A 24965-nucleotide genomic window follows, 5' to 3' on the forward strand; every position below is an offset into this window, starting at 1 on the left:
TTCCTTCGGGGTCAGTAAGTTTCGACGTGGAAGCGCGCGTTGGCGAGCAGCTTCGGCTGCAGCGCCTCCCAGTCCGCGCCGTTCGCCCGACAGATGTCGCGGAACGCTTCGAGCACGCCCGATTCCATGCCTTTCAGGCCGCAGATGTAAATGTAGCAGTTGTCGTCGTTGAGCATGCTGAACACCTTGTCGGCGCGCTCGCGGATCGAATCCTGCACGTATTTCTTCGGCTCGCCGGGCACGCGCGAGAACGCGAAGTTGATGTCGATGAAGTCTTTCGGCAGCTTCTGCAGCGGGCCGAAGTACGGCAGCTCGGACGGCGCGCGCGCGCCGAAGAACAGCACCAGCTCGCCACCTTCGTTGCGCTCGCGGCGGCGGCGGCGGCGCTCGGTCATCGCGCGCATCGGCGCCGAGCCGGTGCCGGTGCAGATCATCATGATCGACGAGCCGGGGTGGTTCGGCATCAGGTAGGTCGAGCCGTAAGGCCCGGTGACCTGCACCGCGTCGCCTTTCTTCAGGTCGCAGATGTAGTTCGACGCGACGCCGCGCGCGGGCTTGCCTTCATGGTCTTCGGTGACGCGCTTGACCGTCAGCGACAGGTTGTTGTAGTGCGGGCGCTCGCCGTCGCGCGGGCTTGCGACCGAGTACATGCGCAGCAGGTGCGGGCGTCCCTTGTCGTCGGTGCCTGGCGGAATGATGCCGATCGACTGGCCTTCGAGTACCGGGAACGGCGTCGAGCCGAAGTCGAGGACGACGTGGTGGATGTCGCTCGAAGCGTCCGCGTCGGTGAGCCGGTAATTGCCGGTGACGGTCGCGGTGATCGGGCGCGTCGGCGCGTACAGGTTCACGTACGGGTGCGACGCGGACCACGGCGCGAGCGCCGGGCCGCCCTGGCCGGCAGTGGCGACTTCGGTGATGTGCTGCACTTCGGCCGGCAGCTCGTCGTCGGGGCGCGCGACGGCGAACGGCGCGTCGACATTGTCGAGCTCGGTCGTGTCGGGCAGCACGTCCCACTTGAACTGTTCTTCGAGGCTGTACGGCTTGACGCGTTCGACGTTGCGCCATGAATCGATCGCCCCGGTCGGGCACGGCGGCACGCACGCGAGGCAACCGTTGCAGATATCGAAATTGACGACGTAGTTCAGGTTGTCGTGCGTGATCGCATCGACCGGGCAGGTCTCTTCGCAGGTGTTGCAGCGAATGCAGATTTCCGGGTCGATCAGATGCTGCTTGGCGATTGCGTGCTCTGCGGGCGCGTTCATGGCTGTCTGTCTCCACTGGGGCGGGAGCGGGCTTGCGCCCGTCCCCCGTTTTTTCGATGGCTTAGTTGAAACGCACGTACTCGAAGTCGATCGGCTGGTTGTTGATGCCGCGACCCGGCGCTGCGATCCAGTTCGCGAACTTGCCCCGCTCGACGCACTGGCCCATCAGCGAATGCACGTACAGGCGGTCGCTGTCGGTCGGCAGCCAGTTGCTGTGCTGGTGCGTCCATTCGGCTTCGGACAGCAGCCGGCCGTCCGGGCTCACATGCGAACCGGCGAACATGCCGATGCGGCGGTTGAAGCCCTTGTGCGGCAGCGTGAAGCGGAAGTTGAAGCCGAATTTCGCCGGGATGCGGTTCCAGCGGTCGATGCCGGCCTGCACGTCCGCGATCCAGTCGTCGCGCAGCCGCTCGTTCAGCGCCGACAGTGCCGGCACGCGCTGCGTCACGATCTGGTCGCCGGCGACGTCCATGACTTCGTATTCCGAGTTCTGCAGCTGGTGGTCGTCGCCGATCTTCTCTTCCTCGAAGCGGCCTTTCAGACCGTTCGTGTAGTAGGTCGCGGCGTTCGACGAGATCTCGGCGCCGTACAGGTCGCTGGTGACGCTGTAGTGGAAGTTCAGATACTTCTGCAGCGTCGGCAGGTCGATGACGCCGGCCGCGCGCAGCTTCGCGGGATCGTCGGTGCCGAGCTCCTTCATGACTTCGCAGGTGCGCTGGATCACGCGGGCGACGCCCGACTCGCCGACGAACAGGTGGTGCGCTTCCTCGGTCAGCATGAACTTGCAGGTGCGCGCGAGCGGGTCGAACGCCGATTCCGCCAAGGACGCGAGCTGGAACTTGCCGTCACGGTCGGTGATGAACGTGAACATGAAGAACGACAGCCAGTCCGGAGTCTTCTCGTTGAACGCGGTGAGGATGCGCGGGTTGTCCGCGTCGCCGGAGCGGCGCTCGAGCAGCGCTTCGCCTTCCTCGCGGCCGTCGCGGCCGAAGTGCGCGTGCAAGAGATACACCATCGCCCACAGGTGACGGCCTTCCTCGACGTTCACCTGGAACAGGTTGCGCAGGTCGTACAGCGACGGCGCGGTCAGGCCGAGGTGGCGCTGCTGCTCGACCGACGCCGGCTCGGTGTCGCCCTGCGTGACGATGATGCGGCGCAGCGTCGAGCGGTATTCGCCCGGCACGTCCTGCCACACGTCCTGGCCCTTGTGCTCGCCGAACGTGATCTTCTTCTGGCCGTCCTGCGGCGCGAGGAAAATGCCCCAGCGGTAGTCGTGCATCTTGACGTGGCCGAAATCGGCCCAGCCTTTCGGATCGACGCTGACGGCGGTGCGCAGGTAGACCTCGTAGTTCGTCGAGTTCTCCGGGCCCATGTCGTCCCACCAGTTCAGGAACGACGGCTGCCACTGCTCGAGCGCGCGCTGAAGCGTCTTGTTTTCCGACAGGTTGACGTTGTTCGGGATCCGTTCGCTGTAGTTGATCATCTCTGTGCTCCTCGGGGTGTTTGTAAGTATGGGTTGCGTTGGGTTTTACACGCGGTTCCAGTCGAACTGCGCCTTCTTGCCGGAGCCGAAGAGCTTCAGCGCGCCGGTCGGGCCGACCGCGTTCGGGCGGTTGAAGATCCAGTTCTGCCACGCCGACAGGCGGCCGAAAATCCGTGTATTCATCGTCTCGACCGGGCCGAAGCGCAAGTTCGCTTCCAGGCCGGTCAGCGCGTCCGGCGACAGCGCGGCGCGTTCCTCGATCGCGATGCGGATCTCGTCGGCCCAGTCGAGGTCGTCCGGGATCGCCGTCACGAGGCCGAGTTCGAGCGCTTCGGCGGGCGTCAGCAGGCTGCCTTCCTTCGCTTTCGCGGCGGCAACCGGCGCTTCTTCCTGGTAGAAGCGCGCGTCGATGCGCGACAGGCCGTTGGCCATCGGCAGCGGGCCGAAGTTCATCGCCGACAGGCCGATGCGGTTTTCGGCGTCGGCGGCGTCACGCATGTAGCTGCGGTCGGCGGCGAGCGCGATCTCGAGCAGCGTGCCGGCGAAGCACGAGCCCGGCTCGATCAGCGCGTACAGGCTGCGCGACGACACGTCGATCCGCGACAGCGTGCGGCGCAGCATGCCGAGCGTCTCGCGGACGAACCAGTTGTCCTGGTTCGCGACCATCGTCGCGTCGAGGTCGAGCACGACCTGGGCGTCGCCCGCCGTGCGCAGCTGCCACAGGCCGACGTCGAGGTGGTTCGTGCGCAGGTTCAGGATCGCGTCGTCGAGTTCGCGCGCCATCTTGAGCGGCCACCAGTTGACGCCTTCGGCTTCGATTTCGGCGGCAGTCTTCGCGGTGACGGCCGACGGCGCGCGCACGGTCAGCGTCACGGTGCGCGCGGCGGCGTCGATCGCGGCATCGACGAACTCGTAGTGGTAGCCGTTCTCGTCGTCAGTGCGCTCGAGGCGCGTGAGCGGCACGCCTTTCGCGTTTGCCGGGCGGTCGGACTGCGCGGCGAGCGCTTCGGCGCGCGCCTTGATGTGCTCGGCGAACTGCTGCTGCTTGACGACGTCATCGACGAGGCGCCATTCCTTGGCGCGGTTGCCGCGCACGCCTTCCGAGATCGTGCAGAAGATGTCGGCGTGATCGCGACGCACGCGGCGCTTGTCGGTCACGCGCGTCAGCCCGCCGGTGCCGGGCAGCACGCCCAAGAGCGGCACTTCGGGCAGCGACACCGACGAGTTGCGGTCATCGACGAGGACGATCTCGTCGCACGCGAGCGCGAGCTCGTAGCCGCCGCCGGCAGTCGTGCCGTTGCACGCGGCGAGGAACTTCAGGCCCGAATGCTGGCTGGAATCCTCGATGCCGTTCCTCGTCTCGTTGGTGAATTTGCAGAAGTTCACTTTCCAGGCGTGCGACGACAGGCCGAGCATGTAGATGTTCGCGCCGGAGCAGAAGATCTTCGGCTTGCCCGACGTGACGACGACGGTGCGCACTTCGGGGTGCTCGAAGCGCACGCGCTGCAGCGCATCGTGCAGCTCGATGTCGACACCGAGGTCGTACGAGTTGAGCTTCAGCTTGTAGCCCGGGCGGATGCCGGCGTCCTCGTCGATGTTCAGCGTCAGCGTCGCGATCGCGCCGTCGGTCGACAGCGACCAGTGGCGGTACTTCGACGGCTCGGTACGGTAATCGACGCGCTCGACGGCGGTTTCCTGGTTCTTCGCGACTGCTTCCATCTCTGTCTCCTCTTCTCTCGTGGGGGGTCAGCTCATGACGAGCTGGCGCAACTTCATGAAACTCTGATCGACCGTCTCGCCCGTCGTGTCGAGGACGTCGTCGGCCTTCGCGTACAGCGGTTCGCGGGCTTCGAGGATGCGCTTGAGGTCGTTCATCGCCTCGTCGTTGCCCGCCATCGGCCGCAGGTCGCCCTGGGCCATGACGCGCGCCATGTGTTCTTCCGGCTGGGCCTTGACCCAGATCGTCAGGCAGTTCGACAGCAGCAGCTCGAAAGTCTCCGGCTGCGACACGACGCCGCCGCCGATCGAGATCACCGCCCGCGGATGCTCGCGGATGACGCGTTCGAGCGTGCGCTTCTCGATGCGGCGATACCCCGACTGGCCGTACAGCGCGAAAATCTCGCGTCCCGGAATGCCGGTTTCCTTCTCGATCTCGCGGTCGAGCTCGATGAACGGCATGCCTTCGTCGCGCGCCAGCCGTCCGCCGAGCGTCGACTTGCCGGCGCCGCGCAGGCCGATCAGCGCGATGCGCTTCCTGCGCACCGCTTCGTCGTGGCCGAAGTCGCGCATCAGCCGGAACACCACTTCTTCGAGGCGGTGCTGCGGCAGGCGCTCGAGAAAGCGGCGGATCAGGCGGCGTTCGACCGTGTCTTCGGTCTCCGGCGCGAGCAGGTCGGTCACCGACACGTCGAGCGCACGGGCGATGTTGTCGAGCAGCACGATCGACACGTTTCCTTCGCCGCCTTCGAGGTGCGCGAGGTGGCGTTCCGAGACGCCGGCTTCGCGCGCCACGAGCTTGCGGGTCATGCCGCGCCGGTCGCGGATCTCCCGCACCCGCCGGCCCAGCGTCGGCAGCAGCGGGGAGGCGCCGGTGACGGTGTCGTCGCGGTGATCCACTGCGGTCTCGTCGGAGTCGGTCTTGAAGCTCATCTGGGTTCCTGTCGTGCAGTTGCCGGTGCTGTTGGGTTGAACAATAGTGCAGGCGTTTGGTGGCGTCAAGAGGTAAAGTGCATTTTGTTTTGCGTGACAATGAAGCAGACTGCAGGAAACTACCGCACTCACCCGAAGATGATGCGAGCTGTGCGCTAAAAAGTGCATTCAGCAGCCGGGAGTTGAGACAAATAATGCAGTAAAGTTCTTGACGAAGGATAAGGCGCGTGTATTCTATTTCCACGAGTTGCGCCCCGGCGCGGCCACCCCACCTGGTCATCGCCCTCGAGCGTGCGGGGGCGATGCAGAAACAAGAGGACGAGGAGACAACGTGAAACTGGCTAATTACGTATACGGGCAATGGCTCGAAGGCGCCGGCGACGGCATCGCGCTGCAGGATCCGGTGACCGGCGAGGAGCTGGTGCGGGTCTCGTCCGAAGGCATCGATACCGGACGGGCGCTGGAATTCGCCCGGAACAGCGGCGGGCCGGCATTGCGGGCGCTCGGGTATGAAGATCGCGCCGCGCTGCTCGGCGCGATCGTCGAAGTGCTGAGCGCGAACCGTGCCGAATATTTCGACATCGCGCTGCGCAATTCCGGCTCGACCGAAGCGGACGCCGCGTTCGACGTCGACGGCGCGATCTTCACGCTGAAAAGCTACGCGCGCGCCGGCAAGGCGCTCGGCGCGGCGCGTCATCTGAAAGAAGGCGCCCGCGTGCCGCTGGCGAAGACCGACGCGTTCCAGGGCCAGCATTTCCTGATGCCGCTCTCCGGCGTCGCGGTGTTCATCAACGCGTTCAATTTCCCGGCCTGGGGGCTGTGGGAAAAAGCCGCGCCGGCGCTGCTCGCGGGCGTGCCGGTGCTCGTCAAGCCGGCGACGCCGACCGCGTGGCTGACGCAGCGCATGGTCGAGGACGTCGTAAAGGCCGGCATCCTGCCCGCGGGCGCGCTGTCGATCGTGTGCGGCTCGGCGCGCGACCTGCTCGACCACGTCGGCGAATGCGACGTCGTGTCCTTCACCGGCTCGGCCGACACTGCGGCGCGCATGCGCACCCATCCGAACGTCGTCGCCCGCTCGGTGCGCATCAACATCGAAGCCGACAGCATCAATTGCGCGATCCTCGGGCCCGATGCGCAGCCCGGAACGCCCGAGTTCGATCTCGCGGTGAAGGAGATCGTGCGCGAGATGACGATCAAGACCGGGCAGAAATGCACTGCGATCCGCCGCGTCTTCGCCCCCGCAAGCGTCAGCCGGCCGCTCGCCGACGCCGTTGCCGCGAAGCTCGCGTCGTACCGTGTCGGCAATCCGAAGAGCGAAGGCGTGCGCGTCGGGCCGCTCGTCAGCCGCGCGCAGCAGGCCGCGGCGCTCGAAGGCCTGGCGAAGCTGCGCGAGGAATGCGAGACGGTGTTCGGCGGCGGCGCGGATTTCGCCCCGGTCGATGCCGACCCGGCCGTCTCGGCGTTCGTGCAGCCGACGCTGCTGTACTGCGACAAGGGACTCGACGCCCGCCACGTCCATGACGTCGAAGTGTTCGGCCCGGTCGCGACGGTTCTGCCGTACGCCGACACGGCCGAGGCGATCGCACTGGCGCGCCGCGGCCGCGGCTCGCTCGTCGCGTCGGTGTATTCGGGCGATGCGGCGTTCCTCGCCGAGCTCGTCCCCGGCATCGCCGAGCTGCATGGGCGCGTCATGGTCGTCGACGCGGCAGTCGGCGCGAACCACACCGGTCACGGCAACGTCATGCCGACCTGCCTGCATGGCGGGCCCGGGCGCGCCGGCGGCGGTGAGGAGCTCGGCGGCCTGCGCGCGCTGGCGACGTACCATCGGCGCTGCGTCGTCCAGGGCGGCCCGGCGCTGCTCGAAGCGCTGTCGCGCGACGCGGCCGACGCCGCGCTGCTCGGCAGCTGAAACCAGCTATAAATAATATTGACCGGGCGGCAGATACCGTTCGGGCTGAGCCTGTCGAAGCCCTGTCAACGCCCTTCGACAGGCTCAGGGCGAACGGTTGTATTTGATTGCCGCGTTAATAAGATTTGCACCCCCAATCCCGACAGGAGACCCCGACGATGACCGCTGAAAACTTCCGGGCGCTGATCGCGAACGTGACCGAGCAGATCCAGGGCCGGCCGCTCGACAAGCAGCTCGAAGCATTCCTCAACGAACGCTTTCCGCCCGGTGGACCGGAGTTCGACGCGATCGCCGCGGCGTGTCGCGACGGCGTGGCCGCCGGCTGGATGTGCGAGCGCGAGCACGGCGGCATCAAGTTCGGCCGGGTCGTCAAGCCTTGCCCGGAGATCCACGGCTTCAGCGTCGACGTCGTCGAGATGTCGGACGTCGTCGGGCCGCAGCATGCGCACCCGAACGGCGAGATCGACATGATCATGCCGCTCGAAGGCGACGCGAAGTTCGACGGCCACGGCGCCGGCTGGTTCGTCTACGGTCCGGGCAGCGTCCATCGCCCGACCGTCAGCGGCGGCCGCGCGTACGTGCTGTACCTGCTGCCGCAGGGGGCGATCGAATTCACCCGCGCCGCAGCCTGAATCCGCGCATCCGCTCGGCAGCCGCGCCGCATCCACGCCCCGGGAACCGCGGCCGGCGAGAGCTTCGAACCAGCGAAAGCACCGGCGTCAGGACCGGTGACGGACGACACGACCCGGCACGAGCCGGGCAAACGGAGGAAAGACACAATGCACACGCTCAGTGCGGCGCAGCCCGGCGCGGGTTCGCCGAACATCACCCTGCCGCGCGACTACAACGCGGCCGACGACCTGATCGGACGCAACCTGGCGGCCGGGCGCGGCAGCAAGGTCGCGTTCATCGACGACGCCGGCAGCTACACTTACGACGAACTCGCGGCGCGCGTGAACCGCTTCGCCAACACGCTCGGCGTGCTCGGCATCATGCGCGAGCAGCGCATCCTCGTGTGCGTCCATGACACGATCGACTTCCCGACGGTGTTCCTCGGCGCGATCAAGGCCGGCGTCGTGCCGGTCGCGGTCAACACGCTGCTGACCGCGTCCGACTACGAATACATGCTCGGCGACTGCCGCGCGCGCCTCGCCGTCGTGTCCGCGCCGCTCGCCGAGACGTTCGCGCCGCTGCTCGAGCGCGTGCCGACGCTCGAGCGCCTCGTCATCGCCGGTGCGGAACGTTCGCCGCACGCTGCCGATTCGCTCACCGCGCTGATGGACGGCGCGTCCGACCAGTTCCGCAGCGCGCCGACGACCTGCGACGAGCCGTGTTTCTGGCTCTACTCGTCCGGCTCGACCGGCGCGCCGAAAGGCACCGTGCATGTGCATTCGAGCCTGATCCAGACTTACGAGCTGTACGCGAAGCCGATCCTCGGCATCCGCGAGGACGATGTCGTGTTCTCGGCGGCGAAGCTGTTCTTCGCCTACGGTCTCGGCAACGGCCTGACTTTCCCGCTCGCGGCCGGCGCGACCGGAGTGCTGATGGCCGAGCGGCCGACGCCCGAAGCCGCTTTCAGGCGCCTGCGCGAGCACCGTCCGACGATCTTCTACGGCGTGCCGACGCTGTACGCGTCGATGCTCGCGAGCCCGGACTGCCCGAAAGGGGGCGAGCTCGCGATCCGCGTGTGCACGTCTGCCGGCGAAGCGCTGCCGGAAGACATCGGCCGGCGCTGGACCGAGCGGTTCGGCGTCGAGATCCTCGACGGCATCGGCTCGACCGAAATGCTGCACATCTTCCTGTCGAACCGCCCGGGCGAAGTCCGCTACGGCACGACCGGCAAGGCCGTGCCGGGCTACGAGCTGCGCCTCATCGACGACGCCGGCTTCGTCATCGACGGCGCGAACGAACCCGGCGAACTGCAGATTTCCGGGCCGACCAGCGCCGCGATGTACTGGAACAACCGCGCGAAGAGCCGCGACACGTTCCAGGGGCCGTGGACGCGGAGCGGCGACAAGTATTCGCGCACCGCCGACGGCTACTACATCTATGCCGGACGCAACGACGACATGCTCAAGGTCAGCGGCATCTACGTGTCGCCGATCGAAGTCGAATCGTGCCTGATCGAGCATGAGGCGGTACTCGAAGCGGCGGTCGTCGGGCACGAGGACGACGACCAGCTGATCAAGCCGAAAGCGTTCATCGTCCTCAAGCCGGGCGTGCGCGGCACGCCGGCGCTCGCCGAATCGATCAAGCAGCACGTCAAGGCGCATCTGGCACCTTACAAGTATCCGCGCTGGATGGAGTTCGTCGATGAGCTGCCGAAAACCGCCACCGGCAAGATCCAACGCTTCAAGCTGCGCGCGCAGGGCGCGGCGCGTTGATGGCGCGTGGTCCGGGTCGTAAAGGATAATGGGGCGACATAGTCCCATTATCCCGATGACAGGAGGAACGATCAGTGAAGCATTCGCAACGACAGTGGCGCGGCCTTGCCGGCGCCGTCGCCGCAGTCAGCATCGCCGGCACGGCACTGCTGCCGGCGCTCGCGCACGGCGCCGACAAGGTGAAAGTCGGGCTGCTGCTGCCGTACACCGGCACTTACGCGGCGATCGGCAACGCGATCACGAACGGCTTCAAGCAGCACGTCGCCGAGCACGACGGCAAGCTCGGCGGGCGCGAAGTCGAATACTTCTTCGCCGACGACAAGTCGGACCCGGCGACGGCGACGGAGAATGCGAGCAAGCTGATCAAGCGCGATCGCGTCGACGTGCTCGTCGGCACGGTGCATTCGGGCGCCGCGCTGGCGATGGCGAAAGTCGCGCGCGACACCAACACTTTGCTGATCATCCCGACCGCCGGCAGCGACGAGCTGACCGGCTCGCTGTGCGCGCCGACGGTGTTCCGCACCTCGATGTCGACGTGGCAGCCGGCATACGCGATGGGCAAGCTCGCGGCCGAGCGCGGCCATAAGAACGTCGTCACGGTGTCGTGGAAATATTCCTTCGGCGATCAGTCGGCCGCCGGCTTCAAGGAAGCGTTCGAGCAGGCCGGCGGCAAGGTCGCGAAAGAGCTTTTCGTGCCGTTCCCGAGCGTCGACTTCCGGCACCTGCTCGACGACATCGCGAATCTCAAGCCGGATGCGGTGTTCGCGTCCTTCGTTGGCAGCGGCGCGGCGAAGTTCGTCAAGGACTACGACGCCGCCGGGCTGAAGGCGAAAATCCCGCTGTACGGCACCGGCTACCTCACCGAAGGCACGCTCGACGCGATGAACGGCGCCGGCGAAGGGGTGCTGACGACGCTGCACTACGCCGACGGCCTGACGAACGAGAAGGACAAGAGCTTTCGTACGGCATACAGAGCGGCTTACGACCTGAAACCGGACGTCTATGCGGTGCACGGCTACGACGCAGCGCAGCTCCTCGGCGCAGGCCTCGAAGCGGTCAAGGGTGGCAAGCTCGATCAGGCGGCGATGATCAAGGCGATGGAGTCGGCGAAGATCGACAGCCCGCGTGGCGCGTTCACGATCTCGAAAGCGCACAACCCGGTGCAGGACGTCTATCTGCGCGAGGTCGAAGGCCGCGAGAACAAGCTCGTCGGCGTCGCCCAGAAAGCGCTCGCCGATCCCGCGCGCGGCTGCTCGATGTAAGCAGCGCGGCGCGTTTTCATCCCAGTCGATCCGCTTGTTCCGGCGTGCGGCGAGGCGCGGGCGAGGCGGTCCGTGCCCGCTGCGTGCTGACCGCGGCGGACAATGATCAACGGTTCAGGAAACATCGGGAGTTTGAAGTGAAACAGGTACAAGTCGGCGATACGCGCCTCGAGTACGTCCGCCTGCCGTCGGCGCATCCGCGCAGCGGCGCCCCGGCGATCGTGTTCCTGCACGAAGGCCTCGGTTCGGTCGCGATGTGGCGCGACTTCCCGCAGAAAATCGCCGACGCGACCGGCTGCGAAGCGGTCGTCTATTCGCGCGCCGGCTACGGTCGCTCCGATCCGGCCCGGCTGCCGCGCGACACGCGCTACATGCACGACGAAGGCCTGCACGTATTGCCGGCGCTGCTCGCCGCGCTGGGGCTCGAGCGGCCGATCCTGTTCGGCCACTCCGACGGCGCGTCGATCGCGCTGATCTGCGCCGGCGGCACCGCGACGCCGCTGACCGCCGTCATCGTCATGGCGCCGCACGTGATCGTCGAGGACATCTCGGTGTCGAGCATCGCGCAGGCGAAAGTCGCGTGGCAGACGACCGACCTGCGCACGCGCCTGGCCAAGCACCACGCCGATGTCGACGCGGCCTTCTGGGGCTGGAACGACATCTGGCTGCACCCGGATTTTCGCGCGTGGAACATCGAGGAATATGTGCCGCGCATTCTCTGCCCGGTGCTCGCGATCCAGGGCGAAGACGACGAATACGGCACGATGGCGCAGATCGAACGCATCGCCGCGCACGCGCCCGACGTCGAACTCGTCAAGCTCGCCGATTGCCGCCATTCGCCGCACAAGGACCAGCCGGCCGCCGTCATCGATGCGGTCGGCGAATTCGTTTCCCGCATCCTCGAGGACTGACCATGGAATTTGTATGCAAGAAATCCATCCGCTTCCACCACTGCGATCCGGCCGGAATCGTCTTCTATCCGCAGTGCCTGGTGCTGTGCAACGAAGTCATCGAGGACTGGTTCGATGAAGGCATCGGCATCGACTTCTACAAGCTCCACGCCGAAATCCGCCGCGGCGTGCCGATGCGCCACCTCGAAGTCGATTTCATCGCGCCGAGCATGCACGGCGACGACCTGACGTTCACACTGGTCGTGAACCGCATCGGCAACACGTCGATGGACATCACGACGACCGCCGCGATGGGCGACGAAGTGCGCTTTCGCGCGAAGCAGACCGTCGTCTGGGCCGACCTCGGCGGCGCGCCGCGCGCGACGCCGATCGAAGGCGAATGGCGCGAGCGCTTCAGCCGCTTCCTCGCGCCGTCCTGAGCCCGACGCAGCAGACAAAACAGCACCACCACAAACAGCTCTGCCCCCGACCCCGAACCACAGAGACAAGGACCGACATCATGGCCACGTATCAATGCACCGCGTGCTATTTCCCGTACAACGAAGCCGACGGCCTGCCCGACGAAGGCATCCCGGCCGGCACGAAGTGGGAAGACGTGCCCGCCGACTGGGTGTGCCCGGACTGCGGCACGCCGAAAAGCAACTTTACCGTCGCCGAGGATTGAAAGCCGGCGACGGTTTCACACGGATCAAGGACCGGATGAGGCGCAATCGTGAGCACGAGCATGATCGATGAGAAAGAGCGCAGCGCGGGCGCGCGCCCGGCCAAGGGAGCCCGCGACCGATCGGCCGACCGGCCGCGACGGCGCGAGCCGCTGCCGGCGTCGGCACGGCTCGCCGCATCCGCCGCGCTCGCCGGCGAGACGCCGCGCGCCGACCGCCTGATCGAATACCTGCACCGCCTGCAGGACGAGCACGGCGCGCTCCACGCCGACCATCTCGCCGCGCTCGCCGACGCGCTGCAGCTCGCGCGCGCCGAAGTCTATGAAGTCGCGAGCTTCTACCATCATTTCGACATCGTCCCCGCCGGCGCGGAAGCCCCGCCGAAGCTGACCGTGCGCGTGTGCGAATCGCTCGGCTGCGCGATCGCCGGCGGCGTCGAACTCGCCGCGACGCTCGCGAGCCGGCTCGGGGCGGAGGTGCGCGTGCAGCGCGTGCCGTGTGTCGGGCGTTGCGATGCGGCGCCGGTCGCGGTCGTCGGACAGAAGCCGGTGCTGCACGCGAACGCCGACACTGTCGCCGCCGTCGTCGCCGGCGGCGAGCGCGACGAGCCGCTGCCTGACGCGATCCGCTTCGACGCGTACCGCGCGGCCGGCGGCTACCGGCTGTGGGACGCGGTGCGCAGCGGTGAAGTCGCAGGTGATGCGGTCGTCGCCGCGCTCGACGCCGCCGGCCTGCGCGGCCTCGGCGGTGCAGGCTTCCCGGCCGCGCGCAAATGGCGCACGGTGGCCGCGCAGCCCGCGCCGCGCCTGATGGCCGTGAATATCGACGAAGGCGAGCCCGGCACGTTCAAGGACCGCCATTACCTCGAGACCGATCCGCACCGCTTCATCGAAGGCATGCTGATCGCCGCGCACGTCGTCGGCATCGACGGCATCTGGATCTACATCCGCGACGAATACCCGGCATTGCGCCATCTGCTCGCGGAGGAATTGCAGCGCGTGCAGGCCGAATGGCCGCAGCTGCCGCCGATCGAGCTCAGGCGCGGCGCCGGCGCGTATGTCTGCGGCGAAGAGTCGGCAATGATCGAGTCGATCGAAGGCAAGCGCGGCATGCCGCGGCTGCGCCCGCCGTATGTCGCCGAAGTCGGCCTGTTCGGCCGCCCGACGCTCGAACACAACCTCGAAACCTTGTGGTGGGTGCGCGATATCGTCGCCCCCGCGGTCGCGGGCGGGCCCGATCCGTTCGCGAGCCGCGGCCGCAACGGTCGCCGAGGGCTGCGCAGCTTCTCCGTCAGCGGTCGCGTTTCGAGGCCCGGCGTCGTCGTCACCGACGCCGGCATCACGTTGCGCGAACTCGTCGATGAACACTGCGGCGGCATGCTGCCGGGTCACGAGCTGTATGGCTATTTCCCCGGCGGCGCGTCCGGCGGCATGCTGCCGGCGCGCCTCGCCGACGTGCCGCTCGACTTCGACACCCTTGGCGCTTACGGCTGCTTCATCGGCTCGGCGGCGATCGTCGTGTTCTCGAAGCATGATCGCGCGCGCGTGCTCGCCGAAAACGCGATGGAATTCTTCGCGCACGAATCCTGCGGCCAATGCACGCCGTGCCGCGTCGGCACCGCAAAAGCCGCCGAACTGATGAAGCAGCCGGCGTGGGACGCCGCGCTGCTGACCGAACTCGGAACAGTGATGATGGACGCTTCGATCTGCGGCCTCGGCCAGGCTGCGCCGAACCCGATGCAATCGGTGCTGCGCTTTTTCCCGCATGAAGTCGGCGTCGCCGGCGAGAACGAGGAGGGCGCGGCATGAACGCTCCGACGAACCCGGTCCGCTTCGAACTCGACGGCCGTGAAATCGATGCGCAACCCGGCGAGTCGATCCTGCTCGCCGCGCGCCGCGCCGGCGTCGACATCCCGCACCTGTGCTACACCGACGGCATGCGCGCCGACGGCAACTGCCGCGCGTGCGTCGTCGAGATCGACGGCGAGCGCGTGCTCGCACCGTCCTGTTGCCGCGCCCCCAAGGCGGGCATGAAAGTCAGCGCGCAAAGCGATCGCGCGCGCGCGTCGCAGCGCCTGGTGCTCGAACTGCTGCGCGCCGACGTGCCCGCGGCGGCCGAGAAACCGAACTCCGAGCTCGCGCACTGGTGCGATGAATTGGGCGTGACCGGCTCGCGCTTCGCTTCGCGCGCACAGCCGCTGCCCGATCGCAGCCATCCCGGCATCGCAGTCGACCTCGCGGCGTGCATCCAGTGCACGCGCTGCGTGCGCGCGTGCCGCGAAGTGCAGGTCAATGACGTCATCGGCCTCGCGCGGCGCGGCGCGGACACCGCGATCGTGTTCGACTTTGCAGACCCGATGGGCAGCTCGAGCTGCGTCGGCTGCGGCGAATGCGTGCAGGCCTGCCCGACCGGCGCGCTGCTGCCGGCGGCGCTCGCCGATTTTCCAGGGCAGACCGCCGGCGAACCCGTCGCCGTGCGCGGCGCGTTCGCCGGGAAGGCGGCGCCGATCCCCGCGCCCGCCGCTCGCATCGAGCCGCTTGGCGAGCCGGCGATGCGCGCGATCGACTCCCTGTGTCCGTACTGCGGCGTCGGCTGCCAGATGACCTATCACGTCGCCGGCGACGGCCCGACGGCGAAAATCATTCACGTCGAAGGCCGTGACGGCCCCGCGAACGCCGGGCGGCTGTGCGTGAAAGGGCGCTACGGCTTCGGCTACCCGCGCCACGCGCACCGCCTGACGGCGCCGCTGATCCGCCGGCCCGGGATCGCGAAATCGGTCGATCTCGACCCCGCGAACCCGCTTGCGGCGTTCCGCGAAGCGACGTGGGACGAGGCCCTCGATTTCGCCGCCGCGGGGCTCGCGCGCATCAAGGCCGAACACGGCCCGCACGCGCTCGCCGGTTTCGGCTCGGCCAAAGGCAGCAACGAGGAAGCGTATCTGTTCCAGAAGCTCGTGCGCACCGGATTCGGCACGCACAACGTCGACCACTGCACGCGGCTGTGCCACGCGTCGTCGGTCGCGGCGCTCCTGGAAGGCATCGGCTCGGGCGCGGTGTCGAACCCGGTGCGCGACGTCGAATTCGCCGACGTGATGATCGTCATCGGCGCGAACCCGGCGTCGAACCACCCGGTCGCGGCGTCGTTCATGAAGAACGCGGTCGAGCGTGGCGCGAAGCTCGTCCTGATGGACCCGCGCGAAACCCCGCTCGCGCGCCACGCGTATCGTTACCTGCAGTTCCGCCCCGATGCCGACGTGACGCTGCTGTTGTCGCTAGCAAACGTGATCATCGAGGAAGGGCTCACCGACGACGCTTTCATCGCGGCGCGCACGACCGGCTTCGACGCGTTCCGCGCCGCGGCGCTCGCGCACCCGCCCGAGCGCGTCGAAGCGATCACCGGCATTGCCGCCGCGACCGTGCGCGAAGTCGCCCGCCTCTACGCGAACGGTCCGAACAGCATGATCTTCTGGGGCATGGGCATCTCGCAGCACATCCATGGCACCGACAACTCGCGCTGCCTGATCGCGCTCGCGCTGATGACCGGCCAGATCGGCCGGCGCGGCACGGGACTTCATCCGCTGCGCGGCCAGAACAACGTGCAGGGCGCGTCCGACGCCGGCCTGATCCCGATGATGTTCCCGGACTACCAGCGCGTCGACGATGCGGCGATCCGCGCGCGGTTCGAAGCGCTGTGGGCGACGCCCTTGTCCGACGTGCCGGGCCTGACCGTCGTCGAGATCATGGACGCCGCGCTCGCGGGCGGGATCCGCGGCATGTACATCGAAGGCGAGAATCCGGCGATGTCCGACCCCGACCTCGCGCATGCGCGCGCCGCGCTCGCCGGGCTCGAGCACCTCGTCGTGCAGGACCTGTTCCTCACCGAAACGGCGATGCTCGCCGACGTGATCCTGCCGGCGTCGAGCCTGATGGAAAAGACCGGCAGCTTCACCAACACCGACCGCGTCGTGCAGCTCTCGTCGCCGGTGCTGCCGCTGCCCGGCGACGCGCGCCCCGACTGGTGGATCATCCAGCAGGTCGCGCAGCGCCTCGGCCTCGCGTGGGACTACGCCGGCCCCGCGGAGATTTTCGACGAACTGCGCCAAGCGCTGCCGAGCTATGCCGGCATCACGTGGACGGCGCTCGAAGCCGAAGGCGCCGTCGTCGCGCCGAAGTTCGCTGTCGACGCGCCGTCGCAGCCGGTGCTGTTCGAGACCGATTTCCCCACTCCGAGCGGGCGCGCGCGCTTCGTCCCGGTCGGCCCGCTGCCGGCGGCCGAACTGCCCGACGCCGAGTACCCCATGGTGCTGACGACCGGGCGCGTGCTCGAGCACTGGCACACCGGTTCGATGACGCGCCGCGCCGACGTCCTCGACGCGCTCGAGCCGCTGCCGTGGTGCTCGGTGCATCCGGACGACCTCGCCGCGCAGGCGCTCGCGTCCGGCGCGCACGTCCGCCTCGAGACGCGACGCGGCGCGATCGTCCTCGAAGCGCGCGCCGACGAAGCGGTGCAGCGCGGTTCGGTGTTCATGCCGTTCTGCTACGTCGAGGCGGCGGCGAACCTGCTGACGCAGCCGGCGCTCGACCCGTTCGGCAAGATCCCGGAGTTCAAGTACTGCGCAGTGAAGCTGAGCGCGGGAAGCCCGGCGCACGCCTGAAGCACGACGATGGCCGCGGCGTCGCGGCGGCCATCGTCCGGTATTTCGTGCGATCATGCGCGCTCCCGTCCGCAGCCGAAAGCTTTCCGTCCCAGCAATGACTACCGAAACCCGTTCCGAAGCGCTCGACGAGCAAGCCCTCGACGCCGAAGCGCAGACCGCCGAAGCGACCGCAGCCGAAGCGACCGCAGAAGCGACCGCAGAAGCGACCGCAGAAGCGACCGCAGAAGCGACCGCAGAAGCGACCGCAGAAGCGACCGCAGCAGCGCAGCCCGCGGCGAAGCGCCCGCACGTCGATGCGCGCGGCCTGCTGCTGAAGCTGCAGGAAGCGTCGCCGACGTTCCGCGACGTCAAGCCGCTCGCGCTGCGCATCGACAAGGCGATCGCCGCCCGCTTCCCCGACCTCGACCGCAAGGTGATCCGCAGCGCAATGCGCCTGCACACCGCCTCGACGCGCTACCTGAAAGCCATGGAAAAGGCGACCGCGCGCTTCGACCTCGACGGCAAGCCGGAAGGCGAAGTCACCGAGGAGCAGCGCGCGCACGCGAAGCAGACGCTGAAAGAGCGCTTCGCCGAGTCCGCGAAGCGCAAGAAGGACGCGCTCGAAGCCGAAAAGGCGAAGCGCGAGGCCGAGGAAGCCGAACGCCGCAAGGCCGAGAAGCTGCAGCAGCTGCTGGGGAAGTTCGCGAAGAAAGGCTGACGCGGCGCGCGTCGCTGTCGATATCCCGGCGACGCGTGGGCGCGTTCACGGCGTGCGTAGCCGCGCGGCCGCAAACTCCTCCTGCCACAGGCGCGTGCCCGCGGCGTTCCACGCGGCGACGCGCAGCAGTCGCGCGCCGGCCGGCCCGGAGAACTCCAGCGTGCAGAAGTTGCGCTGCGTGACCAGCGTCCCGGGCACCTCGTGCACCGGGAATGGGCGGGGATGCACGCGCGCGGTCAGCGGCGAGCAGGTCAGCTCGGTCAGCGGGTAGGTGCCGGGGCGCTCGCGCGCGGTCAGGTGGGTGTAGTGGATGTCGCCGGAGACGAAGAACACGCCGTCGATGCGCTCGGTAGCGAGCCAGTCGAGGAACGTCTGGCGCTCGCGCGGGAAGTTGTGCCAGCCCTCGCCGCCGCGCTGCTGCGGCGACGGGCGGTCGGTGAGCATGCGGCTGCCGTTGACGATCAGCTTGAAGGTGGCGCGAGAGTCGCGCAGCGCGCGCTTGAGCCATTCGAGCTGCGCCGCGCCGAGCATCGTCCGCGCCGGGTCCGCGGCGGCATCGTCGTCGCGGTGGTAACGGTCGTCGAGCAGGAACAGCTCGACGTCGCCGAGCGGCACCCGGGCGAAGATCCCGGGCACGCCCGGCAGTCCGTAGCCGGGGTTCGCCCAGTAGTGCCCGAACAGCTCCAGCGCCGTCGCCTTGAGCGCGAAGTCGCGGTTCGAGTTGTTCGGGCCATAGTCGTGGTCGTCCCAGATTGCGACGTGCTGGCCGGTGCGCAGCAGCCGCTGCAGCGGCGCGAAGCCGCGCGTGGTCGCCCAGCGTCGGTGCATCCGCGTGGCGGCTTCGTCCGCGGGCGCGAAGTCGTCGTCGCGGTAGTAGATGCTGTCCCCGAGCCACAGCATGACGTCGGGTCGCCGTGCGGCGAGGGTATTGAAGATCTCGAAGCCGGCGCCGAAGGAGTTCTGCGTGACTTCGTGAGGGGGGTCGGGGACGTAGTTGCACGAGCCGGTGGCGATGACCAGCTCGCGAGGCGCGCCAGGATCCGCGGGTGCGGTCGTGAAGGCGGGCACCTCGCCGAGTTCGACCGGGGTTCCGTCGAGCAGCACGCGGTAGACGTAGCGGGTGGCGGCCAGCAGACCGTCGAGGTCGACGCGTGCGGTGTGGCCGCGCTCCGCGGTGGCGGCGACGGGCGGGCTGCGCCTGGTCGCGTCGGGCCGCCCGTGCGGCCAGTACTCGAGCTGCACCTGCGCGGGGGCGTCGGTCATCAACCACACCCCTACGCGCCCGGCCGTCGCCGGCCCGGCCATCGGGCCTCCGGCTAAGTTGGCCGCGCTGGCGCCAGCTGCGTACAGCGCCAGCAGCAGCCAGGGCAGCGCCAGGCGGCGCAGGGCGGGCCATGCGAGGCCGGAGGTGCGCACGATAGTCCTGCTCGTCATGAATCAGGTGTTCCCGATAGTGCCGCTGCCGTATCCCCATGGGCAGGCCGGCAAGCAGCAGCGACGGCCTGCCCCGCTACCGCCCGGGCACTGACGGATCAGGCGGGCGATTCCCCAGTCGGCCCTGCGCAGGCGGCGTCCGGGAGCCGTCCTCGCGCGCCTGCGCGTCCAGCCAGTCCGCGAGGTCGGTGAGAGCGGCGAACTCCAGGTCGGGCCGCAGGTCCTCGCGCTCCCAGCGTGCGCCGACCCGGTTGAGCCAGCACGCGCGCAGGCCCGCGCGTGCGGCGCCGGCTACGTCCGTCTCGACGTGATCGCCGACGTGCAGCACTTCGGCCGGCCTGCAGCCCAGACGCGTGCACGCGGCCAGGAAGATGCCGCGGTCTGGCTTGGCCGCGCCGTGCTCGCACGCGCCAAGTTGGAAGGCGAAGTGCCCGGCCAGGCCGATGCGCTGCAGGTCGGCGTTGCCGTTGGTGATCGCCGCCACCGGCATCCGCGCGGCGATGCGTCGCAGGGCGTCGAGACTGTCCGGATAGCATTCCACTTGGTTGCGCGCAGCGTAGAACGCTTCGAACGCCGGTTCCAGCAGGGACAGATCGGCACCGCTGTTGCGCAGGGCGTGCGCGAGCGTCAGCCGGCGCAGCGCGCTGACGTCGTGTGCCAGGTCCGGGTTGTCGGCGAATGTCCGCTCGCGCAGCGCCCGCATCGCCGGGATCGGGAACATCCGCGCGGTGCGCGGGCTATGCAACAGCATCCAGTCGTGAATCGCCTGCTCGATGCGGGCGCCGATCGGCGCGAACGGCCACAGCGTGTCGTCGAGGTCGAGAGTGATGGCGCGGACGGTGAAACTCATCGTCCCATTCTAAGCCATCAGCTCCTGCATGTTTCGGGACCGGGAATGTTCAGTTTGGGTGCGGCCGAGCCGCCTTGCCGTGACTCGCCGCAGCGTTCAAGCCCGCTTCGCCCGATGGGTCGGGGGAAGCGGAAGCGCGGCATTCCATTCGCGCCAGCGAACCGCCCCGGTTCGGCCGGAATTGTGAAAAAAAGTAGCAACCGCACCGATTCCCGGCGAGCCGCGTACCCTTGTTGCACCGTGTCAATTTCTCCTGGCCGCCGCCGACGGTTAGATTTTCGGCCACCAAGCCGAAGTCGAAGCGCTTCCCCGCGGACGGCCTCAGTTTCGCCGATTGCCCCATGAACCGACCTTCTCCTTCCCAATTTCCTCCCTTCAGCGGTCCCGGCATCGGGGCCGAACTGGTGCAGCGCCGGATCGAGCCGAGCCACAATGCGTTGCAGCCTGGCACCCGGCTCGCCGAGTACGAGCTTCTGTCCGTCCTCGGCGAGGGGCGATTCGGCATCGTCTATCTGGCGATGGATCATGGCCTGCAGCGCCACGTCGCCATCCAGGAGTACTTCCCCGCCGCCTTCGCGTCGCGGGGCAGCGGAACGGAGGTGGTCCTGCGTTCCGACAGGCACGCGCAGACCTTCACCCTCGGCCTCAAGTCCTTCGTCGACGAGGCCAGACTGCTGGCCCGTTTCGACCACCCGGCGCTGGTGCGCGTGTATCGCTTCTGGGAGGCCAACTGCACCGCCTATACCGTGATGCCCTACTACGAGGGGGTCACCCTCAGGGTCGCGCGTCAGGCCATGGAGCGACCGCCGGACGAAGCCTGGCTGCGCGGCCTGCTGTTGCCGCTGCTCGGCGCGGTCGACCTTCTGCACGGCGTTTCCTGCTATCCCCGGGACATCTCACCGGGGAACGTCCTGCTGCTGCCCGACGGCCGCCCGGTGCTGCTGGATTTCGGCGCCGCGCACCCCGCCGTTGGCGATCGCGACGAGGCACTCACCGCCATCCTCGATCCGGCCTTCGCAGCGATCGAGCAGTACGCCGAATCGACACAGCTGCGGCAGGGGCCGTGGACCAACCTCTATGCCCTGGCCGCGGTCGCCTACTACTGCGTCAGCGGTCAATCGCCAGTGGCCTCGACCGCACGCGTGCTGGACGACCAGCTGGAGCCGCTGTTCGAGGTGGTGGATCGCCTCGCCCGCAGTTTTCCGGAACTGAACTACAGCGTGGCCTTCGTCGCGGCGATCGAACGGGCCCTCAACGTCAGGCCCGAGGAGCGGCCCCAGAGCGTGGCCGAATTCCGGCGGGCGCTGCTCGGCGGCCGCAGCGTCGCGGCATCCATCGTCGTGCCGCCCGCGGTCAAGGAAGCTCAGCGGCACGAGACGTCGCCCCCGCGCCCGTCCTCCCGGGAGAACGCGCCTTTCCATGTTTTTCCGAGTGACGCTGAGGACGGAAACGTCGAGGACGCTTCCCCCGGGCGCTCGGAGCCTCGGTCAATGGAAGCAGAGGCGAACCTGCAAACGGCGCTGGCGTGGGAAACCGGGGCCCGGCTCGAATCACCTCCCCGCCAAGCTGCGGGCGCGAGCGTCGACGATGCCGGCGATGCTGCTTGGCGTGCCGTTCTGGAGGCCGCCCCACGCGTGGATGCGGCGCAGCTCGGCGGATCTGCGCACTCGCGGGGCGACGCGAAAGCGGGCAGCTGGCGCCGGGCGTTGTTCGGCGGTGTCGCGGTGGTGGCACTCGCCGTCCTGGGGGCGGGCGGCTGGATGATGTGGTCGGACTACCGTGACACGAAGGGGGTACTGGACGCCCTGGCGCACAGCATGGAGCGGGACGGACGGCCCGCTTCTCTCGTCCCACCCGAGCCACCGGTGACCGTCCTGCCCGAGCCGCGGGCGCAATTACCCGCATCGTCGGTGCCCTCCGGCGCGGCGGCCGAGCCGCAGTTGCCGTTACCCGGGACCGCTGCGCCGGCAGCGGCGCCGGGCGAGCCCGCTGCGGGGGAAGAGGCACCGCTGGCGCAAGCGCCGCCCGAGGAGGTGCCGCCGGTGTCTAACGTCGTCGCCGAGGAAACGCCAAGCCCGCCGCCTCCCGCCGAAGCTGTCAGGAAGGAGTCGAACAATCCGCGCGTGCTGTGCGGAACGCGCACGCACTTCTCCCTCTACCGCTGCATGAAAGAGGCGTGCGAGCGGCCGAAGTACTTCGAGCACCCCGAGTGCAAGTACCTGCGAGTGACGGACACGGTGCGGGCAATCCCGTAAGGATGAATGCCGGACTCGACCGGGGACACCGTGCCGAGAGCCTCCGGGAAATCCCCGTCTGCCGGTGTTCGCGCTCAGCCAAGTCATCGGCCTGAACCGGCTTTGAGAACGGCGGAGGCTTCGCGTCGGTGCGCAGACAGCCAGGAGATTTGGCGGCTACGAGGGCGTCCGTTTGTGTCCTCGAGGTCTGCGGGGACGGCAAGCGCTGCAAGTTCAGCGCGCGGACGACGACAGCTTCGATGGAATCAATTGAGGAAGATCCATGCTCAAAAAGTGGCCTGCAATGCTCCTGGGAACGTGTGTACTCGGGCTCTCCGCTCACCTCGCCGCCTCCCCGGCCGCCGATGACGGCCCGCTCGCCACGATCGCTTCCCTGGACGTCCCGCGCTACATGGGGCGCTGGTACGAGATTGCGAAGTACCCGAACCGGTTCCAGAAGAAATGCGTCGGCGACACCACGGCGGAATATAGCCTCCAGCCCGACGGGAATCTGCACGTCATCAACCGGTGCCGTATCGAAGATGGCCAGTTTGACGAGGCTATCGGGGCAGCGCGCCAGATCGGGGATCAGTCGTCGCCGAAACTGGAAGTCCGCTTCGCGCCGGCATGGCTGTCCTTCATTCCCGCCGTCTGGGGAGACTACTGGGTGATCGACCTCGATCCCGACTACCAAGTGGCGGTGGTCAGCGAGCCGAAACGTGAATACCTGTGGATCCTCTCCCGAAGCCCGAAAGTCAGCCCGGACGTCTATGACAAGCTGTTGCAACGACTACGTGGCAAGGGCTTCGACACGCGCAAGTTGGAGATGACGCTCCACGCCGCGAAGACCTGAGGTGAAATATCCGGGTCAGCGTCACTCCGGCGGCTGTGCGAACAGCCGCGCCGCTCGTTCCGACGCGACCACGATCAGCTTCATGCTCGCGCGCGTCGCGCCGACGAAGAGCTTGCGCACCGTCAGCTCGTCGAGCGCGTCGAAGTCGATCTCGGTGAAGATCACGCACGGCGCGGCCTGGCCCTTGAAGCGGTACACCGAGTCGATCAGGAAGTCGCCTTCGGAGTAGATCGGGTTGCCGAGCAGGTCGTAGCGGCCGGTGAAAGCTTTCAGCCGGTGCGCGCCGAGCCGCTCGTACGGCGTGAACAGCGAGTGCTCGCGGCCGCGGAACGTGATCGTCGCGATCATGTTGCGGCGAAAGCCGAGGCCGAGTGCGCGAGTCATCGCGCGCTTGGTCTGCTCGACGAGCGCGGTTTCATCTTTCCACGTCAGGATCTCGACGCTCGAACCGCCGAGCGGGCTCGCGGCTTCGAGCATGCGCGGCAATGGCAGCGCGCGGTTCAGCGTGTCGATGATGTCCGACGGGCTGCGGTAATTGCGCTCGCTCGTGATGCGCACCCAGCCGGGCAGCGCGATTTCCGGCCGGCCGTAGAGGTTCTGCAGCGGATCTTCGAGCCACCACGCGCGCGCGCCGGGCCGCAGCAGGCGCAGCAGCGCGTCACGCCACTCGTCGCGGAAGTCCTGGCCTTCGTCGACGATCAGCTCGTCGAAACGCCAGTCCTCGCCGGGGTCGAGTTCGCGGAACGCCTGTTCGAGGCGCGCGAATGCATCCGGCGGCGAGAAGTCGGGAACCTCGCCGTGCGCGCGCAGCACGCGGTCGCACAGCTGGTGGTAGGTCGCGACGACGCCGCCCGACGGCGCGATCAGCGCGATGTGGTCGGCGAGCGGGCGGTTGTAGCAGACGTACAGCGGCCGGTGCCCGGCTGCGAGCGCATCGCGGAACACCGCCATCGCGAGCTGCGTCTTGCCGCTACCGGCAGTGCCCGTGACGCGCAGGCGGAACGGTTGCATGTCGATGCGCCGCGCCCATTCCGCGAGGCCGCCGGCAAGCCGCGTGTACAGCGCCTCGGCCTGGCCGATGAACGCGTTGACGTCGGGCACGAGTTCGAGCTGGTCCGCGAGGAAGCGGTGGATGTTGTCGAGCACGACGCGGTCGCGCGGCCCTTCGCGCAACAGGCTCTGCACGATCGCGGCGAGATGTTCGCGGCGCCCGGCGTCGACGATCCGCGCCGGGTCGACGCCGGCGCTGCCGGGCTGGCGGACGGTGTAGTCGGGGCAGTACAGCAGCGTCTCGACGTCCGCCTCGTGGCCCTTGAGGAACGCGGTGAGCCGTTCGCGCAGCTGCCCGGCACTGTGCGCCATGCGCACGCCGACGTGGCTCTTTTCCTTCGTGTACGTCTTGACGAGCCCTTGCGGGGTCTCGTCGAGGAAGCCCGATTCCTGCTCGATCAGCAGCAGGCGCCCGGTCGGCCCGACGACGATGAAGTCGATCGCGCCGAACAGCGCGTGGCCGCGCGCGACGCGGGTCCAATGCACACTGTGATAGATCGCGTGGTCGTCCGGCAGGCCGGCGGCGAGCGTTGCGAGCGTGTCGAGCGCGCGCGCGAGCCTGCCGCTCGCGGGCATGTGCTGCCATCCTTCCGGGTAAATGCGCGCCATCCGCTCGATCCGTCGCATGTCGGGCAGCGGGCAGCGGGCATGTTATCCGGCCCGCCACC

At 68.2% G+C, this 24965-nt stretch carries 19 protein-coding genes; 12 read left to right on the top strand and 7 right to left on the bottom strand.

Annotated elements, in window-relative coordinates:
* Positions 1 to 11 precede the first annotated feature (11 nt).
* The 4 genes from boxA to PA01_08820 all read right to left on the bottom strand — a co-directional run bounded on the left by boxA (position 12) and on the right by PA01_08820 (position 5394).
* Positions 12 to 1262 carry a benzoyl-CoA 2,3-epoxidase subunit BoxA gene (gene boxA / locus PA01_08805; GenBank protein KON81681.1) on the bottom strand — a complete coding sequence of 417 codons (1251 nt, stop codon included), beginning with the start codon at positions 1260 to 1262 and terminating at the stop codon, positions 12 to 14.
* Between the two features lie 61 nt (positions 1263 to 1323).
* On the bottom strand, positions 1324 to 2745 hold the full coding sequence (gene boxB, locus PA01_08810) for a benzoyl-CoA 2,3-epoxidase subunit BoxB (protein ID KON81682.1): 1422 nt from the start codon (positions 2743 to 2745) through the stop codon (positions 1324 to 1326).
* Positions 2746 to 2790: 45 nt separating this feature from the next.
* Positions 2791 to 4464, bottom strand: coding sequence for a 2,3-epoxybenzoyl-CoA dihydrolase (gene boxC, locus PA01_08815; GenBank protein KON81683.1), 1674 nt, complete (start codon positions 4462 to 4464; stop codon positions 2791 to 2793).
* A gap of 27 nt (positions 4465 to 4491) precedes the next feature.
* Positions 4492 to 5394, bottom strand: coding sequence for a helix-turn-helix transcriptional regulator (locus tag PA01_08820; GenBank protein ID KON82405.2), 903 nt, complete (start codon positions 5392 to 5394; stop codon positions 4492 to 4494).
* 331 nt (positions 5395 to 5725) lie between these two features.
* Here PA01_08820 and PA01_08825 point away from each other — a divergent pair, with 331 nt between their 5' ends.
* From PA01_08825 to PA01_18760, 10 genes are all read left to right on the top strand, one after another.
* Positions 5726 to 7303 (top strand): 3,4-dehydroadipyl-CoA semialdehyde dehydrogenase, encoded by a 1578-nt coding sequence (locus tag PA01_08825; protein ID KON81684.1) that lies wholly within the window; start codon positions 5726 to 5728, stop codon positions 7301 to 7303.
* 158 nt (positions 7304 to 7461) lie between these two features.
* On the top strand, positions 7462 to 7935 hold the full coding sequence (locus PA01_08830; GenBank protein ID KON81685.1) for a DUF4863 family protein: 474 nt from the start codon (positions 7462 to 7464) through the stop codon (positions 7933 to 7935).
* A 147-nt stretch (positions 7936 to 8082) separates the two neighbouring features.
* Positions 8083 to 9687 carry a benzoate-CoA ligase family protein gene (locus tag PA01_08835; protein ID KON81686.1) on the top strand — a complete coding sequence of 535 codons (1605 nt, stop codon included), beginning with the start codon at positions 8083 to 8085 and terminating at the stop codon, positions 9685 to 9687.
* Positions 9688 to 9818: 131 nt separating this feature from the next.
* Complete coding sequence (locus PA01_08840) at positions 9819 to 10949, top strand: ABC transporter substrate-binding protein (protein ID KON81687.2); 1131 nt, start codon at positions 9819 to 9821, stop codon at positions 10947 to 10949.
* A gap of 137 nt (positions 10950 to 11086) precedes the next feature.
* Positions 11087 to 11860 (top strand): alpha/beta hydrolase, encoded by a 774-nt coding sequence (locus tag PA01_08845; GenBank protein KON81688.1) that lies wholly within the window; start codon positions 11087 to 11089, stop codon positions 11858 to 11860.
* 2 nt (positions 11861 to 11862) lie between these two features.
* Positions 11863 to 12279 (top strand): benzoyl-CoA thioesterase, encoded by a 417-nt coding sequence (locus tag PA01_08850; protein ID KON81689.1) that lies wholly within the window; start codon positions 11863 to 11865, stop codon positions 12277 to 12279.
* 80 nt (positions 12280 to 12359) lie between these two features.
* Positions 12360 to 12524: a rubredoxin gene (locus PA01_08855; GenBank protein ID KON82406.2), complete on the top strand. Its 165-nt coding sequence runs from the start codon at positions 12360 to 12362 to the stop codon at positions 12522 to 12524.
* 48 nt (positions 12525 to 12572) lie between these two features.
* On the top strand, positions 12573 to 14330 hold the full coding sequence (locus PA01_08860; GenBank protein ID KON81690.2) for an NAD(P)H-dependent oxidoreductase subunit E: 1758 nt from the start codon (positions 12573 to 12575) through the stop codon (positions 14328 to 14330).
* Entirely contained in the window at positions 14327 to 17176 is a 2850-nt protein-coding gene (fdhF, locus tag PA01_08865; GenBank protein ID KON81691.1) for a formate dehydrogenase subunit alpha, read from the top strand. Before PA01_08860 ends, fdhF begins: the two co-directional genes overlap by 4 nt.
* Before the next feature lie 307 nt (positions 17177 to 17483).
* Entirely contained in the window at positions 17484 to 17876 is a 393-nt protein-coding gene (locus PA01_18760) for a ProQ/FINO family protein (GenBank protein ID KON81692.2), read from the top strand.
* A 45-nt stretch (positions 17877 to 17921) separates the two neighbouring features.
* On the opposite strand, the gene PA01_08875 is transcribed toward PA01_18760, so the two are convergent.
* On the bottom strand, positions 17922 to 19310 hold the full coding sequence (locus PA01_08875; GenBank protein KON81693.1) for an alkaline phosphatase family protein: 1389 nt from the start codon (positions 19308 to 19310) through the stop codon (positions 17922 to 17924).
* A gap of 76 nt (positions 19311 to 19386) precedes the next feature.
* On the bottom strand, positions 19387 to 20160 hold the full coding sequence (locus tag PA01_08880; protein ID KAI5913088.1) for an HAD-IA family hydrolase: 774 nt from the start codon (positions 20158 to 20160) through the stop codon (positions 19387 to 19389).
* A 341-nt stretch (positions 20161 to 20501) separates the two neighbouring features.
* Between PA01_08880 and PA01_18765 the strand changes: the two genes are divergently transcribed.
* Both PA01_18765 and PA01_08890 read left to right on the top strand, forming a co-directional pair.
* Positions 20502 to 22415 carry a protein kinase gene (locus PA01_18765; protein ID KAI5913089.1) on the top strand — a complete coding sequence of 638 codons (1914 nt, stop codon included), beginning with the start codon at positions 20502 to 20504 and terminating at the stop codon, positions 22413 to 22415.
* Between the two features lie 262 nt (positions 22416 to 22677).
* The gene (locus PA01_08890) at positions 22678 to 23247 is read left to right on the top strand and encodes a lipocalin family protein (GenBank protein KON81694.1); all 570 of its coding nucleotides are present in this window, start codon (positions 22678 to 22680) and stop codon (positions 23245 to 23247) included.
* A gap of 21 nt (positions 23248 to 23268) precedes the next feature.
* Here PA01_08890 and PA01_08895 read toward each other — a convergent pair whose 3' ends face one another.
* A complete protein-coding gene (locus tag PA01_08895; GenBank protein ID KON81695.1) occupies positions 23269 to 24906 on the bottom strand; it encodes an ATP-dependent helicase in 1638 nt (545 codons plus the stop codon).
* Positions 24907 to 24965 lie beyond the last annotated feature (59 nt).

The organism is Azoarcus sp. PA01, assembly GCA_001274695.2.
Lineage (GTDB): Bacteria > Pseudomonadota > Gammaproteobacteria > Burkholderiales > Rhodocyclaceae > Aromatoleum.

Coding starts and splice junctions, on each gene's coding strand:
- boxA (KON81681.1), bottom strand. CDS start 1,262: ATGAACGCGCCCGCAGAGCACGCAATCGCCAAGCAGCATCTGATCGAC.
- boxB (KON81682.1), bottom strand. CDS start 2,745: ATGATCAACTACAGCGAACGGATCCCGAACAACGTCAACCTGTCGGAA.
- boxC (KON81683.1), bottom strand. CDS start 4,464: ATGGAAGCAGTCGCGAAGAACCAGGAAACCGCCGTCGAGCGCGTCGAT.
- PA01_08820 (KON82405.2), bottom strand. CDS start 5,394: ATGAGCTTCAAGACCGACTCCGACGAGACCGCAGTGGATCACCGCGAC.
- PA01_08830 (KON81685.1), top strand. CDS start 7,462: ATGACCGCTGAAAACTTCCGGGCGCTGATCGCGAACGTGACCGAGCAG.
- PA01_08835 (KON81686.1), top strand. CDS start 8,083: ATGCACACGCTCAGTGCGGCGCAGCCCGGCGCGGGTTCGCCGAACATC.
- PA01_08850 (KON81689.1), top strand. CDS start 11,863: ATGGAATTTGTATGCAAGAAATCCATCCGCTTCCACCACTGCGATCCG.
- PA01_08855 (KON82406.2), top strand. CDS start 12,360: ATGGCCACGTATCAATGCACCGCGTGCTATTTCCCGTACAACGAAGCC.
- fdhF (KON81691.1), top strand. CDS start 14,327: ATGAACGCTCCGACGAACCCGGTCCGCTTCGAACTCGACGGCCGTGAA.
- PA01_08875 (KON81693.1), bottom strand. CDS start 19,310: ATGACGAGCAGGACTATCGTGCGCACCTCCGGCCTCGCATGGCCCGCC.
- PA01_08880 (KAI5913088.1), bottom strand. CDS start 20,160: ATGAGTTTCACCGTCCGCGCCATCACTCTCGACCTCGACGACACGCTG.
- PA01_18765 (KAI5913089.1), top strand. CDS start 20,502: ATGAACCGACCTTCTCCTTCCCAATTTCCTCCCTTCAGCGGTCCCGGC.
- PA01_08890 (KON81694.1), top strand. CDS start 22,678: ATGCTCAAAAAGTGGCCTGCAATGCTCCTGGGAACGTGTGTACTCGGG.
- PA01_08895 (KON81695.1), bottom strand. CDS start 24,906: ATGGCGCGCATTTACCCGGAAGGATGGCAGCACATGCCCGCGAGCGGC.